Origin of the sequence: Arthrobacter sp. NPDC057388, from assembly GCF_042668165.1 — a bacterium.
GTDB lineage: Bacteria > Actinomycetota > Actinomycetes > Actinomycetales > Micrococcaceae > Arthrobacter.
Genome location: NZ_JBHVBL010000004.1, coordinates 140,751 through 156,286 on the forward strand (window position 1 = coordinate 140,751; position 15,536 = coordinate 156,286).

Annotated in this window: 14 protein-coding genes, 2 pseudogenes and 1 riboswitch; of the genes and pseudogenes, 5 read left to right on the forward strand and 11 right to left on the reverse strand. The window is 68.0% G+C overall.

The window, feature by feature from the left end:
* The first annotated feature begins 2 nt into the window (after nt 1-2).
* Both ACFUTU_RS03480 and ACFUTU_RS03485 read left to right on the forward strand, forming a co-directional pair.
* Nucleotides 3-812, forward strand: coding sequence for a hypothetical protein (locus tag ACFUTU_RS03480; RefSeq protein WP_377960663.1), 810 nt, complete (start codon nt 3-5; stop codon nt 810-812).
* A 59-nt stretch (nt 813-871) separates the two neighbouring features.
* Nucleotides 872-1,159 carry a hypothetical protein gene (locus ACFUTU_RS03485; RefSeq protein ID WP_377960666.1) on the forward strand — a complete coding sequence of 96 codons (288 nt, stop codon included), beginning with the start codon at nt 872-874 and terminating at the stop codon, nt 1,157-1,159.
* Between the two features lie 77 nt (nt 1,160-1,236).
* Here the strand turns inward: ACFUTU_RS03485 and ACFUTU_RS03490 are convergent, their stop codons facing one another.
* The 3 genes from ACFUTU_RS03490 to ACFUTU_RS03500 are packed head-to-tail and all read right to left on the reverse strand — an operon-like array spanning nt 1,237 to nt 4,297.
* On the reverse strand, nt 1,237-2,040 hold the full coding sequence (locus tag ACFUTU_RS03490) for an energy-coupling factor transporter transmembrane component T family protein (protein ID WP_377960668.1): 804 nt from the start codon (nt 2,038-2,040) through the stop codon (nt 1,237-1,239).
* Nucleotides 2,037-3,677: an ABC transporter ATP-binding protein gene (locus tag ACFUTU_RS03495; protein WP_377960670.1), complete on the reverse strand. Its 1,641-nt coding sequence runs from the start codon at nt 3,675-3,677 to the stop codon at nt 2,037-2,039. The genes ACFUTU_RS03490 and ACFUTU_RS03495 overlap by 4 nt, the downstream gene beginning before the upstream one ends.
* A complete protein-coding gene (locus ACFUTU_RS03500) occupies nt 3,677-4,297 on the reverse strand; it encodes an ECF transporter S component (protein WP_377960673.1) in 621 nt (206 codons plus the stop codon). Before ACFUTU_RS03500 ends, ACFUTU_RS03495 begins: the two co-directional genes overlap by 1 nt.
* A gap of 72 nt (nt 4,298-4,369) precedes the next feature.
* A riboswitch (TPP riboswitch) is annotated at nt 4,370-4,513 on the reverse strand.
* Between the two features lie 118 nt (nt 4,514-4,631).
* On the opposite strand from ACFUTU_RS03500, the gene ACFUTU_RS03505 reads away from it, so the two are divergent.
* From ACFUTU_RS03505 to ACFUTU_RS03515, 3 genes are all read left to right on the forward strand, one after another.
* A complete protein-coding gene (locus ACFUTU_RS03505) occupies nt 4,632-5,183 on the forward strand; it encodes a heme-degrading domain-containing protein (protein ID WP_377960675.1) in 552 nt (183 codons plus the stop codon).
* Nucleotides 5,184-5,298: 115 nt separating this feature from the next.
* Nucleotides 5,299-5,562: a DUF4235 domain-containing protein gene (locus ACFUTU_RS03510; RefSeq protein WP_377951385.1), complete on the forward strand. Its 264-nt coding sequence runs from the start codon at nt 5,299-5,301 to the stop codon at nt 5,560-5,562.
* 543 nt (nt 5,563-6,105) lie between these two features.
* Entirely contained in the window at nt 6,106-8,100 is a 1,995-nt protein-coding gene (locus ACFUTU_RS03515; protein ID WP_377960677.1) for a hypothetical protein, read from the forward strand.
* Between the two features lie 61 nt (nt 8,101-8,161).
* Here ACFUTU_RS03515 and ACFUTU_RS03520 read toward each other — a convergent pair whose 3' ends face one another.
* From ACFUTU_RS03520 to ACFUTU_RS03555, 8 genes and pseudogenes are all read right to left on the reverse strand, one after another.
* A complete protein-coding gene (locus ACFUTU_RS03520) occupies nt 8,162-8,368 on the reverse strand; it encodes a helix-turn-helix domain-containing protein (protein WP_377960680.1) in 207 nt (68 codons plus the stop codon).
* Nucleotides 8,368-8,846: pseudogene (locus ACFUTU_RS03525) on the reverse strand (DUF2975 domain-containing protein). Before ACFUTU_RS03525 ends, ACFUTU_RS03520 begins: the two are co-directional and overlap by 1 nt.
* Nucleotides 8,847-8,939: 93 nt before the next feature.
* Nucleotides 8,940-9,338 carry a monovalent cation/H(+) antiporter subunit G gene (gene mnhG / locus ACFUTU_RS03530; protein ID WP_377960682.1) on the reverse strand — a complete coding sequence of 133 codons (399 nt, stop codon included), beginning with the start codon at nt 9,336-9,338 and terminating at the stop codon, nt 8,940-8,942.
* Nucleotides 9,328-9,606 (reverse strand): monovalent cation/H+ antiporter complex subunit F, encoded by a 279-nt coding sequence (locus ACFUTU_RS03535; protein ID WP_377960684.1) that lies wholly within the window; start codon nt 9,604-9,606, stop codon nt 9,328-9,330. Before ACFUTU_RS03535 ends, mnhG begins: the two co-directional genes overlap by 11 nt.
* A complete protein-coding gene (locus ACFUTU_RS03540) occupies nt 9,603-10,163 on the reverse strand; it encodes a Na+/H+ antiporter subunit E (protein WP_377960686.1) in 561 nt (186 codons plus the stop codon). The genes ACFUTU_RS03535 and ACFUTU_RS03540 overlap by 4 nt, the downstream gene beginning before the upstream one ends.
* A complete protein-coding gene (locus tag ACFUTU_RS03545) occupies nt 10,160-11,749 on the reverse strand; it encodes a Na+/H+ antiporter subunit D (RefSeq protein ID WP_377960688.1) in 1,590 nt (529 codons plus the stop codon). Before ACFUTU_RS03545 ends, ACFUTU_RS03540 begins: the two co-directional genes overlap by 4 nt.
* Nucleotides 11,750-11,964: 215 nt before the next feature.
* Nucleotides 11,965-12,441 (reverse strand): annotated as a pseudogene (locus tag ACFUTU_RS03550) (Na(+)/H(+) antiporter subunit C); the annotation flags it as partial.
* Nucleotides 12,438-15,533 carry a Na+/H+ antiporter subunit A gene (locus ACFUTU_RS03555; protein WP_377960691.1) on the reverse strand — a complete coding sequence of 1,032 codons (3,096 nt, stop codon included), beginning with the start codon at nt 15,531-15,533 and terminating at the stop codon, nt 12,438-12,440. The gene ACFUTU_RS03555 and the pseudogene ACFUTU_RS03550, both read right to left, overlap by 4 nt.
* Nucleotides 15,534-15,536 lie beyond the last annotated feature (3 nt).

Below are 15,536 nucleotides of genomic sequence, written 5' to 3' on the forward strand. Positions count from 1 at the left end.
CCATGACTGAAACACCGATAGACGACCGCGCCGCGCTTGCCCTGGAACAGAGGCTCGGCGCCGTTATCCGCGCCGAGGTGCACCGGCTCCTCCGGAAGGGCGGCGTACCCATCCCGGTCCTCGTGGCGGTCACTTCAGGGCTGGCCGGCGGGATACTGACGATGCTGGTCATGAATTCACTGGCCACGGAACCCACAAGAGTCATGACCACCACCTCGGTTGAAACCGGTGCGTTTGTCTGCGCGCTGGTCCTCTCCGTAGCCGCCGTCTTCGCGGTTGGCCGGGACCACACAGGGCAGTTGGGCCTGGCGCTGTCACTGACACCGAAGCGGGAGAGACTCTTCACGGCCAGGTTGCTGTCCTGGGCTGCCCTGACAGCAACCAGCACGGCCTTCGTCACGATCGTCATCGCGGGACTCGGACTCGTCCTGTCCAGGGGCAACTTTGCCGGGTCAGCGCTGGTGAGCGTGGCAGCAACCGTTGTCGGCAGCACCAGCATGGTTCTGATTGCCGTGGCGCTGGCCCATCTCGTGGGGCGGGCCTTCGGGGCCGTATTGCTGCTCATCGGGGTCAACCTCCTCCTTCCCTTGGCGGTCTTTGCGGTGGGCGCCATGATCCCGGAGCAGGCGGCCGGGACGATCGACTCTTTCGTAAACATGACACCGACGCCCCTCTTCATGCAGGCGATCAGCGCGACGACAGTAGAGGAACTGGGACCGGGGCGCCTGCTCCTCGGCCAACTCGGGCTTGCAGTATGGGCCGTCGTCCTCGGCGGCCTGGCGCTTTCAGTCTTCCGGCGCCGGAACCTTTGACGCCGCCATGCCAAGCCCATCCGCCCGGTATCAGCAGCCTACGACAACGAAGGAAAACCATGGCAAAGATCAATGACCGGCGTCATTCAGACGGTTCGTCCCGGAGCAAGCCGCCCGGCGAACCGGCGTCGATGCTGGCGCTGTTCGCCACAATCCTGGCCGTCAGCATCGGGCTGGCACTCTGGACTGACATGAACATCGTCTTGCGCGGCGTCATCGCCATCGCCGCCGGCATTGCCGCGGCCGCGATTACCCTCGCCGCAGTCAACCGACGCGCAGCACAGAAGAGCCGTACACCGGGCCACTCCGTTGACGATCCCACCGGCCAAACCCGGATCGACCGGTGACAGACACGGGCCGGGCCGTCATCCGGCCCGGCCCGTGTCTGTCCATCCCGGAGCAGGGTGGGCCCGGCCCCGGCTACCTAGGAACCCTCCAGCCACACCATGTGCCATGTTCCGGCCCACAGCGCAGCCGCCACGGCACCCGCGGCGATGAACACGCCGCCCAGCACCACCCAGATGTCCAGCACACTGTAGGTGGACACGCGCGCCCAGGTCCGGCTGGCCCCGCCGAAACCGCGGGCCTCCATGGTGACGGCAAGCCGGGTGGCGCGGCGGATGGCCTGGACCAGGAGGCCGAAGCTCTGCCCCAGGGTTGCCCGAATCCGCTGCCACGGGTTGCCGCGCGACCCGACGCCGCGGGCGCGCCGTGCCATGCCGATGGTTTGCCATTCCTCTGCCATCAGGCCCACCAACCGCATGGCTGCCAGCGTCCCCAGCACAAAGCGGTGCGGCAGCCGCGCCTTCTGCGCCAAAGCGTCCGCCAGGTCGGTGGGATCGGTGCAGCTCATCAGCAGCACCGCGGGCAGGGCAATGGCCAGGCCCCGGAGCAAAAAACCCAGCCCCAGCTGCAGGGAACCCTCGCTCGTCGACCAGATGCCGACGTCGAGCAGTATCCTGCCGCTGTCAGGTGCCAGGATTGAGGTGCTCCAGCCCCCCACGGCGGCCGCCAGGATCAGCGGCCAGCCGCGCTGCCACAGCAGCGAAAATGTCAGCCCGGCCAGCGGGAAGACCAGCAGCTCGCACACGAGAGCCACCGAGGCGGACATCCAGTCGATGGACAGCGCCAGGGCCAGCGTGATGAGGAAGACTGCCGCGAATTTGGCCAGCGGGTTGGCGCGCGTCAGCAGGGCCCGGTTTCCGGCAAGTGTTAGCGCTTCCCTCATGTCGCTGCCTGTTCCGGACGCGGCTGGGCGGCTCGCGGCGCGGCGGATCGTGATTCGGCCGTCCCGGGGCGGCCGCCGGAGCCCAGCCTCAGCTCGGTGCCGCCAAGGACATGGGTGAACTCCTCGTCGTGGGTCACCGACACCACGGCCGTGCCGGCGTCGAGCAGTTCGGAAAGGAACGAGGCCAGCTCCGCCCAGGTGTTGGCGTCCTGCCCGAAGGTGGGCTCGTCCAGGACCAGCACCTGCGGGTGCGCGGCCAGGACCGTGGCCACGGACAGCCGGCGTTTCTCCCCGCCGGAGAGGGTGTACGGGTTGGCGTCCACCAGATGGGTGAGGCGCAGCCGCTCCAGCAGCTCGTCAACGCGCTCTTCGCCATGTCCCAGGTGGCGGGGGCCGAACTGCAGCTCGTCCAGCACACGGCCGGTGACGAACTGGTGCTCGGGTTCCTGGAACACCGTGCCGATCCGGGAGATCAGCTGCTCGGCCTTCCATTTGTAGGGGTCGATGCCGGCGCCGGCGCTCAGCCCGAGCGTCGCGGAGACCCTGCCGTCCACCGGCGGAAGCAGCCCGGCGAGGGTGAGCGCAAAGGTGGATTTACCGGCGCCGTTGGGCCCCGTGACGGTCAGCGCCTCACCGGCCCGGACCTGTGCGGTGACGTCCCGCAGCACCGGCACCGGCGGCAAGGAACGGAAACCCCGGCGGCGGGGACGTTCCCGCGAGACCGCGAGCTTCTCCGCGGCCAGCAGCAGCCCGCCGGCGCCACTGCCGGCGGACGGCGGAACCAATCCGGCGCAGCGCCGGCGGGTTTCAGGAACGTAGCCGGGAACCCAGACGCCGGCGGCGGTGAGCTTTCCGCGGGCCTGTTCCAGGACCTCGTCCGGCGTGCCGTCGATCAGCACCGCGCCGTTGGCGTCAGAGCCCGGCTGCAGGACCACGATCCGGTCCACAAGGTCCTTCCACGCGGCCACCCGGTGCTCCACCACCACCAGGGTGGCTCCGGTCTTGTCCAGGCAGCGGCCCACGGCGTCCCGGACCTCCAGGACGCCTGCCGGATCGAGATTCGCGGTGGGCTCATCCAGCAGGATGAGCCCCGGCCGCATCGCCAGGATCCCGGCGAGCGCCAGGCGCTGCTTCTGGCCGCCGGACAGGGCCGACGTCGGGTGGTTCAGCGGGAGGTGGGACAAACCGACGTCGTCCAGCGCCTCGTGCACGCGGCGCCAGATCTCGTCGCGCGGCACCGACAGGTTTTCGGCCCCGAAGGCGACGTCGTCGCCGAGGCGGGAGAGCACCACCTGGGTTTCCGGGTCCTGCTGCATGAGTCCGGCGCGTCCCCGCTGTACGCGCGGGGACGCGCCGTCGATGAGCAGTTCGCCGCTCTCGTCCGCGTCGTCGCTGTCCCGGGTCCCGGCGTCGTCCGTTGGGCCACCGGCGTCACTGTCCCCCAGCACGCCGGCCAGGGCGTGGAGCAGCGTCGATTTGCCGGCTCCGGAGGGGCCAAGCAGCAGGACGCGCTCACCGGGGCGGATGTCCAGGTCGAGCGCGCGGACGGCGGGTTTGGTACGGCCGGCGTGGCGCCAGCCCCAGCCGCGGGCGTGGACCGCGGCGGGGCGGACGCCGGCGTCGTGGGAAGCGGGCATCAGTTGAAGACGGGCTCCGTGGCTGCCTTGCGGGACGCGAAGGAGCTCAACACACCGGTTTTGGCCAGGCCGCGGGTGGCGATCCAGGACAGCGCGCCGGCGATGACCGCACCGGAGATGGCGCAGAACACGATGTACGCGAACTTGTCGCCGGCGGTGTATGCGATGTTCCAGCCCCACGGCGCGAAGGAGTCGTTGAGGCCGCAGAACAGCCCGGCGCCTGCCCCGGCCAGCAGCGAAGCGGGGAGGTTGAACTTCCGGTACGCCAGGGCGGCGAACACGAGCTCCGCACCCAGGCCCTGGAGGAGACCGGAGATCAGCACCGTGGTGCCGTACTGCGAGCCCATGAGGAGCTCGCCCGTGGCCGCCACCGTTTCGCAGAACAGGGCAGCGCCCGGCTTGCGGATGATGAGCATGCCCAGGACCGCCGGAATCATCCAGCCGCCTGCGTACAGGCCGGTCAGCGGCGGATAGACGGCGTTGACGGGAGTGGAGATGAGGTTGGCACCCTGGGACCATGCCCAGAAGATCACGCCGCCGGCGACGGCGATAAGCGCCGCCACCACGATGTCCGCCACGCGCCAGTTGTAGCTGGTCTTCTTGATTGCTGCAGTTGTCATGATGGTCCTCCTGAGGAACAGGAGGGGAAAGCGTTACCCCGGCTGCCGGTGGCTGGGCCTCCTGCTGCCGGGCACTCTGAGAACTCGACTCCCTTGCGCCGGTACTAGCCGGATCAGGTTCGAGGGTCTGCGGCTGTCCGCACTCTCAGCGCCCATCCGCGGTTGCGCTGGCTGCTGCCTTTGCATCCCGACGGCGGCGCTCCCCTGTCGTGATAAATCTGCCCTTGTGGGCGGGTCCAGTTTACACCCCGGCGGCCCCGGAATCCCGGGCCCGCCGTCATAATCCGGGAGACAGCCTGCTGGCCGGACCGGCTGCGCGGAGTACATTGGGGCCATGACGCAACAGGACTCCGCCGGCTCTGCCCTGCCCGCCTTCGACCCCGATTCCGCCGAGGAACAGCCGGCCGGATCCCTCGAAGCCCTGATCGGCCGGATCGAGGGTGAGATCGCCGAACTGCAGTTCCCCAGGTTCAGCAAGGACGACGCCCTGGCCCTCGGCCTGGAACTGGTGGAACGGGGCAAGGAGGACAACCTGCCCATCGCCATCGACATCACCAAGGGCGGGCAGGTCCTCTTCCATGTGGCGCTTGAGGGAGCCACCCCTGACAACGAGGGCTGGGTGCTGGCCAAGCAGCGTACCGCCGCGCGCTACGAGGAGCCGTCGCTGCTCGTGGGCCTGCGCGGCAGGGTCGGCGGCGGACGGATCGAGGACAACGCGTGGTTCGACCAGTCCACCTACGCCGCCCACGGCGGAGCCTTCCCCATCTATGTGCGGGGTGTGGGCGCGGTGGCCGTGGTCACGGTCTCCGGACTGCCGCAGAAGGCGGACCATGACCTCGTGGTCCAGGCGTTGCGGGAAATCCACCGCTCCATGCCGGCGGACTGACGCCTCACGCGCTTGGGCCACGCCTCATGCGCTTGGGCCACGCCTCATGCTGCCGGGCTGCCTCATGCGGTTAGGCTAGGGAAAGACCAGTGTTCATCACGCTAGGAGTTCCGGAATGAGTTTCTTCATCAAACTGCTTGGCACCGGCATCAGCCTGCTGGCAGGGTTCGCCGGCACCAAGGCCGTCGACACCATCTGGGAAAAGGTCACGGGGCAGAAGCCGCCCAAGGGTGACAAGGACGATGTTCCCACCACACTGCGGACCGCCCTGACGTTCGCCCTCGTCTCCGCTTCCGTGAGCGCCGTAATCCAGGTCCTGGCCAACCGCGGCACGCAGCGGGCCATCACCCGGTTCGCCAAGACCCAGGACATCGTCTAAAGGGCGGATCCTCCCCGGCCGGGCCCCCTTCCCGGGACCTGCGCCCCCAACATCGGGTGGGTCGCCCCGAAACCCGTTCCGGGTCAACGGCCGGGTTTCCCCAAGCACCCCAGGACATACTGTTGCTGTTCCGAACCCGGCAGTGCTGATGACCTCGGCCGGGCCCGGAACAGCCGGACCCGGCACCGCAACCCGCGGTGCCGGGTCCGTTCGCATACTGCAGGCTTTGTCCGCAGCGCCTGCCCCGGGACATGCCTTAGAACCGGCGCTGCGACATGCCTTAGGACCGGCGCTGCGTGCGGCACTGGGACCGGCACTGGGACCGTCAGGGGGGGCCGGTCGGGGCGTCCGGCAAGGAGGCCGGCCGGCCCTGCCACGGGGCTGCAGAAGTCACGAACGCGCCCCTGGCCGGACCCGGGCAGGTCCCCCCACTGCTCTTGAGAAAGCTTTGATTCTCAAGGTTTCTCCAACCTGGAGGCCGAACGTTTTTCCAACCACCACCCCTTTTAGTGGATGCCATCAGCGTCTTTCGAGGAGACAAAAATGGTACCCACCCCACATTTCCTGTCGGCCCAGCGCCTGACGCCACGGCACCGGGCCCCACGCCCGGCATCCCGCCGGCGCGGGATCGCCGCCACGACCGCCCTGCTGCTGGCTGTGACGGGCGCCGGAACTTCCCTGGCCGCCACGCAGGTCACCCGGACGAACCCAAGCAAACTGACCGCCGTCGGACCCGTCAACACTGAGTACGGCTTCCCGTCCTGGTACGAGGACAGCAACAAGACACGCGTCGAGCTCTGCCTCGACGCGGAAAATCCGCTCTGCGGTTTCCTGCCGGGTGACATCCCGGACGAGACCGCCCCCATTTCGTTCCCGGACAACTTCCCGGACGAGGCGTTCTATATGCTTGCCGGCTCGGAGCTGACCTTTCCTAACGGCGGTCGCGCCGTCCTGGTCCTCGGCCTCGAGGCAGCCTTCGCCAACACCGTCACCCAAGGCGACCAGGTGGTATTCGGGCGGCAGCGCATCGTGGTCAAGGGCGGCCCCGCCAACAGCACCCTGACGTTCCAGCACCCGTACGGCACCATCACCATCGACACCGACGGGGCCGGCGACGGCAAGCTCGTCGAAGACATCTCCCCCGCCGCCGGCAACTTCACCACGGCACTGAAGAGCAACATCGGCCCGTTCCTGAAGTGGGATCCGGCCACCGCACCGGCAGCACCCGAGGGATACCTCGGAGACCCGGCCCAGGACCACACCGTCACGGGAAGCCCGTTCGGCTACAACAAGTTCTCGGTCAACGGCGGCGGCCTGTCCCTGGAAACGGACCAGTTCACCGTCCAGGGCAAGATCTCCACCAACCAGGGCGTCAACGGCGACAGTGCCGTCCTGAACGGGAACATGATCGACGTCTTCGCCAGCAGCGGGAACGGCGCCCAGCTCCAGGTCGACGGCCAGGCCGGAGTCTTCGAAACCACCCCCATGCTCAGCGACCCTGACACCGGCCGGTACTACGCCCGGGTCCAGTTCACCGGAACAGCGCCTTCCACCGTGAAGGTCACCAACATCGGCGACAAGCCCGCCAGCAGCAGCCAGGTCGACGTCACCAAGCCCAGCGGCGTCATGATCACCAAGGCGGTCTACGACGGAACCAGCCTGACCGTAGGCGCCATCTCCACCGCCGGCTATCCGCTGACCGTCACCGGGCTGGGCACCATGGAAGCCTCGGCCACCGGCACCGGCGCGGAGAAGTCGTTCTCGGTCAAGGCTCCTCCGGCCTCCGTCACCGTGAAAACCCCGAACGGGGGGTCGGCCACCCTGCCCGTCGTCATCTCCGGCGGCGCAGCTACCCCTGTCGGCCTGGACCCCGTCACCCCCGCCCCGGACCCGGGCCCCGTCGTCGACACCGGCAGCGGCCCCGTCACTGGGGAAACCCAACCGGCGGCTGCTGTGGCCACCGCGGCGTCCACCGCCATCACCCCCGGTGGAACCGTCCAGCTGGACGGCAGCACGTCCACCGGCGCAGCCAACTACAAGTGGAGCCAGGTGGGCGGACCCGCCGTCACCATCACCGGCGACACCACTGCCAAGCCGACTGTCACCCTGCCGTTCCACGCCAAGGCCAGTGACACGGCTCCGCTGGCGCCGCTGGCCAGCGGCCCGGTCAAGATGCAGCTCATCGTCACGGATGCCAACGGCATCGGCAGCAGCCCGGCCACAGTGGACCTGAACGTCCAGACGGACACCGTTGCAGTGGCCGGTTCCCGGCACCGGCTCGGCACCGAACTCCGGATCACGGGCACCTCAACACTGGCAGGCAACACGGCAGTCCTGGTCCCGGCCACCACCGTGGTCATCTACGACACCACGCCCGTAAGGGGCGTCATCTCCTACGCCAGAATTGGCACGGCACAGGTCGACACCCTCGGCAACTGGTCCTACCGGGCCAAGCCCGGGCCGAACCGGCAAATCACTAGCGTCCTGGTCCAGTCCAGCCGCGGCGGCACCGCAACCGGAGTGGTGGCAACCCGCTAACCCCACGCAAGTGCAGCCGGGGCCCTGTCTGTTCAGCAGGCAGGGCCCCGGCCCGTTTAAGCTAGCCGTCGACCCATTCGAGGAGGTCGCCGGGCTGGCATTCGAGGACCCGGCACATGGCCTCCAACGTACTGAACCGCACAGCCTTGGCCCGTCCGTTCTTCAGCACGGCCACGTTGGCCGGGGTGAGTCCGATCCGGTCGGCGAACTCCCCCACGCTCATCTTGCGCTTGGCCAGTTCGACGTCGATGCGCACCACAATGGGCATCAGATCACTGCTTCCATGTCGGTCCGCAGAGCCGTCGCCTGCCGCAGCAGCGCCCGCATCACCACCATGAGCAGTCCGAGGACGGCGCCGCCCACCAGCATCAGCATCAGCAGCATTGGCACTCCGGGATCATCCGCGTTCAGCATGATGTAGATGAAGGCACCGAGCAGGAGGACCAGGCGGTGAGCGTTGCCCACACGATGGCGTTCACCCACGCCAGGGCTGCCTTGCTGAAAATGCGGTCCCGCTTCACCATGGTGAGGAGTTTCCAGGTGCTCACGATGACCACCTGCACGCACGCAACCTCCACCACGGCGAAGACCGTCAGCGGCCACTGCAGGTAAGCCCTGGACGGGTCTTCGGCGGCCATGTGCGCGAACTGGCCCGGCAGGGACAGGGTCTGGAACACCACCAGCAGGGCGAAGGCCATGACCAGCAGGATCCTAAGGACGGTTACCGCGAGGTTTGTCTTATGCATGGATCGAGTATCGCTGTTTTCCTATCGAATTTCAATCGATCCGAGCGCGGAAAGATCAGGTTCTGGTTCCATCTGGCTCAACGGACCGTGCTTTTACCCGTCGTCGGTTTCCGGCTTTTGGGCCGCTTTGGCGGCCTTGAGCACGACAGCCTCCAGCTCATCGGTGCTGAGCAGCTCCTTGTGAAGGTGCTTCGTGCGGTAGCCGGCACGTCCCACCATGTGGGCGGAGACGGGGACGGTGAGCAGCTGGAAGATCCAGGCCACCAGCAGCACCGGCCACACCCACCACGTCCGCAGCTGCAGCCCCACCGCGGCGAGCAGCAGGAACAGCCCAAGCACCTGCGGCTTGGTGGCCGCATGCATGCGGCTCATCAGGTCCGGGAAGCGCAGCAGGCCGATCGCGGCGGCGAGGGACATCAGGGCTCCCACCACCATGAACACGGCCGAAACGGCGTCGATCACGGTATCCACGGCATTCGGTTCAGGACTCATTGGGCTGCTCCCGCCGGTCGGCCACGAAGCGCGCCACGGTCACTGAGCCGATGAAACCGATCACGGTGATGGCAACCACCAGCATGAGGTTGTTCAGGTGCCTGTTGACGGCCATGTCGATGCACAGCGCCGCGCCCAGGATGGCGAGCAGCACGTCCGCGGCCAGAACCCGGTCCAGCAGCGAGGGCCCGCGGGCGATGCGGATGATCGCACCCGCCGCGGCGAGGGCCAGCGCAACGGCCGTGACGGTGAGGACCGTATCCATCATGCGCCAACCTCCTGGTTGCCGGCTTCCCTGTTCAGGGCGGCCAGTTCTTCCTTCGTTCCCATGATCCGGATGAGTCCCGCCTCCGTATCCCGGACATCCTTGCGCAGTTTAAGGACATCTTCCCCGTTGCGGACGTTCAGTCCATGGATGTAGAGCGTGGAGGTGGACCTGTCCACCTCCACCACCAGCGACCCGGGGATCAGGGAGATCACGTGGCCGGTTGCCGTGACCATCAGGTCGGAATGGCTCCGTAACGGGACGGCGACGACGGCGTTGGTTACCTTGGGCCCCTGGGTCACCGCCAGGTAGAACACCTGGCAGCTGGCGGCCACAACGCGGCCGAGGAACACTACAGCGAATGGAACCGCACGCAGAACGTTGAAGCGGCCGCTCAGCTCCACCGGCGGCAGGTAGAACAGGCGGGCCACAGCAATTGCCAGCAGGGCGCCGAAAAGCAGGTTGCCCGGGCTGAAGTCCTGCCAGAGTGCTCCCCAGACAATGACCAGCCAGACCAGCAGCGGCAGTTCCTGCCGCAGGGACACCCTTTGCCGGCTCACTTTCCGCCTCCGCCCAGCGCGAGGGCGGGGACGGAAACGCCGTCCCCGAGCACCGCCTGGATGTAGGCGGACCTGTCCAGCATGGCAGCGGCGGACTGGTCCGCCACCTGGAAGAGCGGCCCGGCGAAGACGGTAAGCGCCACGCCCAGCACCACCAGGCCCAGCGTGGACCCCACCATGGTGCGGGGCAGCAGCCGCACCGCCGGCGCGCCGCTGTTTGCGGCAGGGACGGACAGGAGGACCGGGTCCGGGTGCTCAGCGTCCTCGGCTTTGCGCCAAAAGGCGCGGTTCCACACACGGGCGACGGCGAGAAGCGTCAGGAGGCTGGTCAGCACGCCGCCGATCACCAGGGTGTAGGCCAGCGGCGTTCCCAGTCCGATGCCGGCCTGCATCAGGCCGAGCTTGCCGAGGAAGCCGGAGAACGGCGGGATGCCCGCCAGGTTCATGGCGGGGACGAAGAACAGCAGCGCCAGCAGCGGCGACAGTTTGGCGAGGCCGGCCAGCCTGTCCACGGAAGAACTGCCGCCGCGGCGCTCAATCAGGCCGGTGACCAGGAAGAGGCTGGTCTGGATGGTGATGTGGTGCGCCACGTAAAACACGGCGGCAGCGAGGCCGGCCACTGAGGACATGGCCAGGCCGAACACCATGTAGCCGATGTGGCTGACCAGGGTGAAGGACAGCAGACGCTTGATGTCGCTCTGGGCAAGGGCACCCAGGATGCCGACCACCATGGTCAGCAGCGCGACCACCATCAGGGGCGTGTTCAGGCTGTCGCCCGGGAACAGGAGGGTCTCCGTGCGGACCATGGCGTAGACGCCCACCTTGGTCAGCAGGCCGGCGAACACGGCCGTGACCGGAGCCGGGGCGGTGGGGTACGAGTCCGGAAGCCAGAACGACAGCGGAAACACGGCGGCCTTGATGCCGAAGGCCACCAGCAGCATGACGTGCAGGAGCGTCCTGGTTCCCTGGTCCAGCTCCGAGAGCTTGACGGCCAGGTCCGCCATGTTGATGGTTCCCGTGGCTCCATAGACCATCGCGATGGCGATCAGGAACAGCACCGAGGACACCACCGAGACCACCACGTAGGTGACGCCGGCCCGGATGCGCGGACCCGTGCCGCCGAGGGTCATCAGCACGTAGCTTGCCGTCAGCAGGATCTCGAAGCCGACGTACAGATTGAACAGGTCACCGGAGAGGAAAGCGTTGGAGACGCCAGCCACGAGGATCAGGTAGGTGGGGTGGAAAATCGAGACTGGCGCGTCCTGGTCGCCGTCGGCCATGCCCTGGCCGGTGGCGTACACGAGGACGGCGAGGCTCACCGCCGACGACACCACGAGCATCAGCGACGAGAACTGGTCCACCACCATGACGATGCCCCACGGCGGCACCCAGCCGCCGATGTTCACCGCCGCCGTGCCGCCGTTCCAGACGGATGCCAACAGCAGGCACTCCAGCAGCAGCGTCAGCGACAGCAGGCCAATGCTCACCGCGCGCTGGGCGCGGGAATGCCGGATCAGCACGAACGTCAGTGCCGCACCCAGGATGGGAAGTACGACGGCGAGCGGGGCGAGGCTTGCGAGGTTCACTTCGCGCCTCCGTCCGTGTCAGTGTCCGTTTTTGGGGCAGTGTCTGTTTGTGGGGCAGTGCCTGTCTTTTTGGCAGTGTCTGTTTTTGGGGCAGTGTCTGTGCCCGCGGCGGAGTCTGTGTTCTGCGCCGTGTCCGTGCCCGGGACGAGGTTGCCCGATCCCGGCTTCTCTTCCAGCGCCGCGTGTTCCGCCATGAGGGTCCGGCCGCCGGCTTGGACGGTGGCCGCCGGCTGCGCCCCGGGCCCGGCCGCGGCGGAACTTTCCGGGCCGCGCATGGGCAGCGGGAACTCGGAGGTTTCCACGGGAATGACGGCGTCATCCTCCGCGTCGAAGCTGGGTGTTTCGGCCACGCGGCGGTCCTCGATGTCGTCCTGGATGTCGTCCTGGCGGGCAAGCACCCAGGTCCGGTAGATGATGCCGAGCATGAAGGCCGTCACCGCGAAGGAAATGACGATGGACGTCAGGATCAGTGCCTGTGGCAGGGGGTCGTTGTAGGACCCGGGGTCTGTGTCCTTGCTGAAGAAGGGTGCCAGTCCGGCGTAGCCGCCCGTGGCGAGGATCAGCAGGTTGGTGGCGTTGGCGAGCAGCATCAGCCCCAGGAGCACGCGGGTGAGGCTGCGTTCAAGGATCAGGTAGATGCCGCAGGCGTAGAGTGCGCCCATGACCGTCAGCAGGGTCAGGTTAACGGTCATGCCGTGCCGCCTCGGGTAGATCCGGCCGGAACGCCTGAGGGCACGGGTTCGCTGGCCTCGTCAGCCTCCGGTGCGCCCTCCTGCCCGTCCTGCAGGGGGCGTTCTTCGAAGTGCTCGTCGATTTCGCCACCGAGGCTGCGCAGCACATCCAGCACCAGGCCCACCACCACGATGTACACGCCGGTGTCGAAGATGGTGGACGTGACGAACTTGATGTCGCCGAAGACCGGCAGCCAGAACTCAATGATGGCGCTCTGGAACACCTGGCCGCCCAGCAGGACCGGGGCGGCGCCGGACAGGGCGGCTGTGGCCAGGCCAATTCCGAGCAGGGTGCCGGCGTTGATCGGGGTGGCTTCGTGCAGTTCGAACCGGCCGCCCGCCAGGTACCGCAGGGTGAGGGCCAACCCGGCCATGAGGCCGCCGGCGAAGCCGCCGCCGGGGAGGTTGTGGCCGGCCAGCAGGAGGTAGAGCGAGAAGATGATCATCGAGTGGAAAACCAGCCGGGTGACCACTTCGAAGATGATGGAGCGGCGCTCCGGTGCCAGCGTGCGCCCGGCGACGAGCCAGGGGTCCCCCGTCGGCCCGGCAAATTTGCGCCGCAGCGCCAGCGCGGCGCCGTCCCGCGAGGATTTGTCCACGCCGTGGCGGCGGCCCACGGTCCCCTCGGCCACAGCGGATGCTGTGCGCAGCCGGTCCTGGCGGCCGCGGACGAAGATGAGGCTTGCCACGCCGGTCGCGGCCAGCGCCAGCACGGAGATCTCGCCGAAGGTGTCCCACGCGCGGATGTCCACCAGGGTGACGTTGACTATGTTGAGCCCGCCGCCGCCCTCGTAGGCCAATTTCGGGAATTCGAGGGAGACTGGCGTGGCGATACGCGCCCCCATGGCATGGATGGCGGCGAAGACCATGGTGGCGCCAAAGGACAGGCCGATGATGACGCGGACAACGCGGTATTTGCCGCGGGTACGGTCCCGCAGCTCCGCGGGGAGGCTGCGCATGGCCAGCACGAATGCGACGAGGATGATGGTCTCCACGAGCATCTGCGTCAGGGCAAGGTCCGGGGCGCCCTGAAGCGCGAACATCAGGGCGATGCCGTACCCGGTGACAGACACCATGAGCACGGCGAGGAACCGCTTGTTGGCCCGGACGGCCGCGAGCGCCCCGATCACAATGCCTGCGCCGGCCACCAGCTGCAGGGGCGAGTTCGGGTCGATGAAGTACAGCCCCTGGGGAAGCGGCTTGTTGCCGGCGATCAGGGCGGACAGGGGCAGGGCGAAGGCGACGCTGAGGATCACGGCCAGGTAGAAGTACAGCGAACCGCGCTGCGTGCGTCCGGTGATCCATACGGCGGCGTCGTCCAGCGCGCCGATGGTCAGCTGGTAGCCGCGGTCGGCGTCGATCCAGGGCGGGACGGCGCTTTGGATCCGGTCCACCACGCCGCGTCCGTAGAACATCGCAGCGCCGGCGGCGAAGGTGATGGCCGTCAGCCCGAGGGCGGGGGTCAGCCCGTGCCACAGCGCGAGGTGCCCTGCGGCTCCTGCCGCACTGCCGGCGTCGGACGTTCCTCCGGTAAACAGGGCCGCGTACGGCTGGATCCAGGCGTCCACCGGCGCCGGCCACAGGCCGTACACGATGGTGAGGACGCTCAGGGTTGCCGGGGCCGCCAGGAAGGAGGGCCGGATGGCCTTGAACGGCGTGCGCTCCACTCCCGGCTTTACCGCGAAGGCGCCCCACATGAAGCGGGCGCTGTAGGCAAAGGTCAGCACGGAGCCCACCACCGTGCCGGCCAGCACCACGGTGCCCCAGGGGCCGTAGCCCGGCACCCCGGCGAAGTGCACGAACGCTTCGAGGACGGATTCCTTCGCCACGAAGCCGCCCAGCAGCGGGATGCCGGCCATGGAGGCGGCACCGATGCCGGCCACGACGCCGAGGGCCCGGGAGGAGCGGAATACGCCCGAGAGCTTGCGGATGTCGCGCGTCCCGGACTGGTGGTCGATGATGCCCACCACCAGGAAGAGCGTGGCCTTGAAGAGCCCGTGGGCGAGCAGCATGGCCAAACCGGCGAGCGCGGCGTCGGGCTTTCCGAGCCCCACCACCATGGTGATGAAGCCGAGCTGGCTCACGGTGCCGTAGGCCAGGATGAGCTTGATGTCCGTCTGGCGCAGCGCCCGGTAGCCGCCCACGAGCATGGTGGCCAGGCCGAGCCCGAGGACCATCGGCAGCCAGTAGGGGGTGTCGGTGAAGCCGGGTGCGAGGCGTGCCACGACGTACACGCCGGCCTTCACCATTGCGGCCGCGTGCAGGTAGGCGCTCACCGGCGTTGGTGCGGCCATGGCACCGGGAAGCCAGAAGTGGAAGGGAACCAGCGCGGATTTGGTCACCGCGCCGACCAGGACCAGGACGACGGCGGCGCCCACGGCTCCGGCCGCCGGCCCGGAGACCAGCTGCGGTGCCTGGTCGAGGACGGCGGAGATCCGATAGGTGCCGGCACTTGCCCCGAGCATGATCAGGCCAACGAGCATGGCCAGGCCGCCGGCTGTGGTGACCATGAGTGCCTGCAGCGCTGAACGGCGGGCGGCCAGCCTGGTCCGCGCATAGCCGATCAGGAGATAGGACAGGACGGTGGTGAGTTCCCAGAAGATGAACAGCATGAGCAGGTCATCGGCGGTGACCAGCCCGAACATTGCCCCGGCGAAGGCCAGCAGCTGCGCGCCGAACCCACCGAGGTAACTGTCCTTGTTCTTGAAGTACCGCGCACAGTAGACCAGCACCAGGGCGCCCACACCGAGGACCAGCAGGGACATGACCCACGCCAGGGCGTCCATGCGGAAGGCGAATTCGATGCCAAGGCTGGGAATCCACGGGACCGTCTGGGTGATTGCCCCGGCTTGTGCAGCGCTTCCCGTTTCGCCGTGGCCTCCGGTCTTTGCAGCAGCGCCGGTGCCGTAGACGGCGGCGTGCTGGAACAGGAGCCACACGAATGACCCGGCCGGCACTGCGGCCAGGGCGTAAAAGGAATTCCGGCCGAACCTGCGGAAGACGAACGGCGCCACAGCGGCCACCGCGAAGTGCACGGCAAGGACTGTGATCACTGG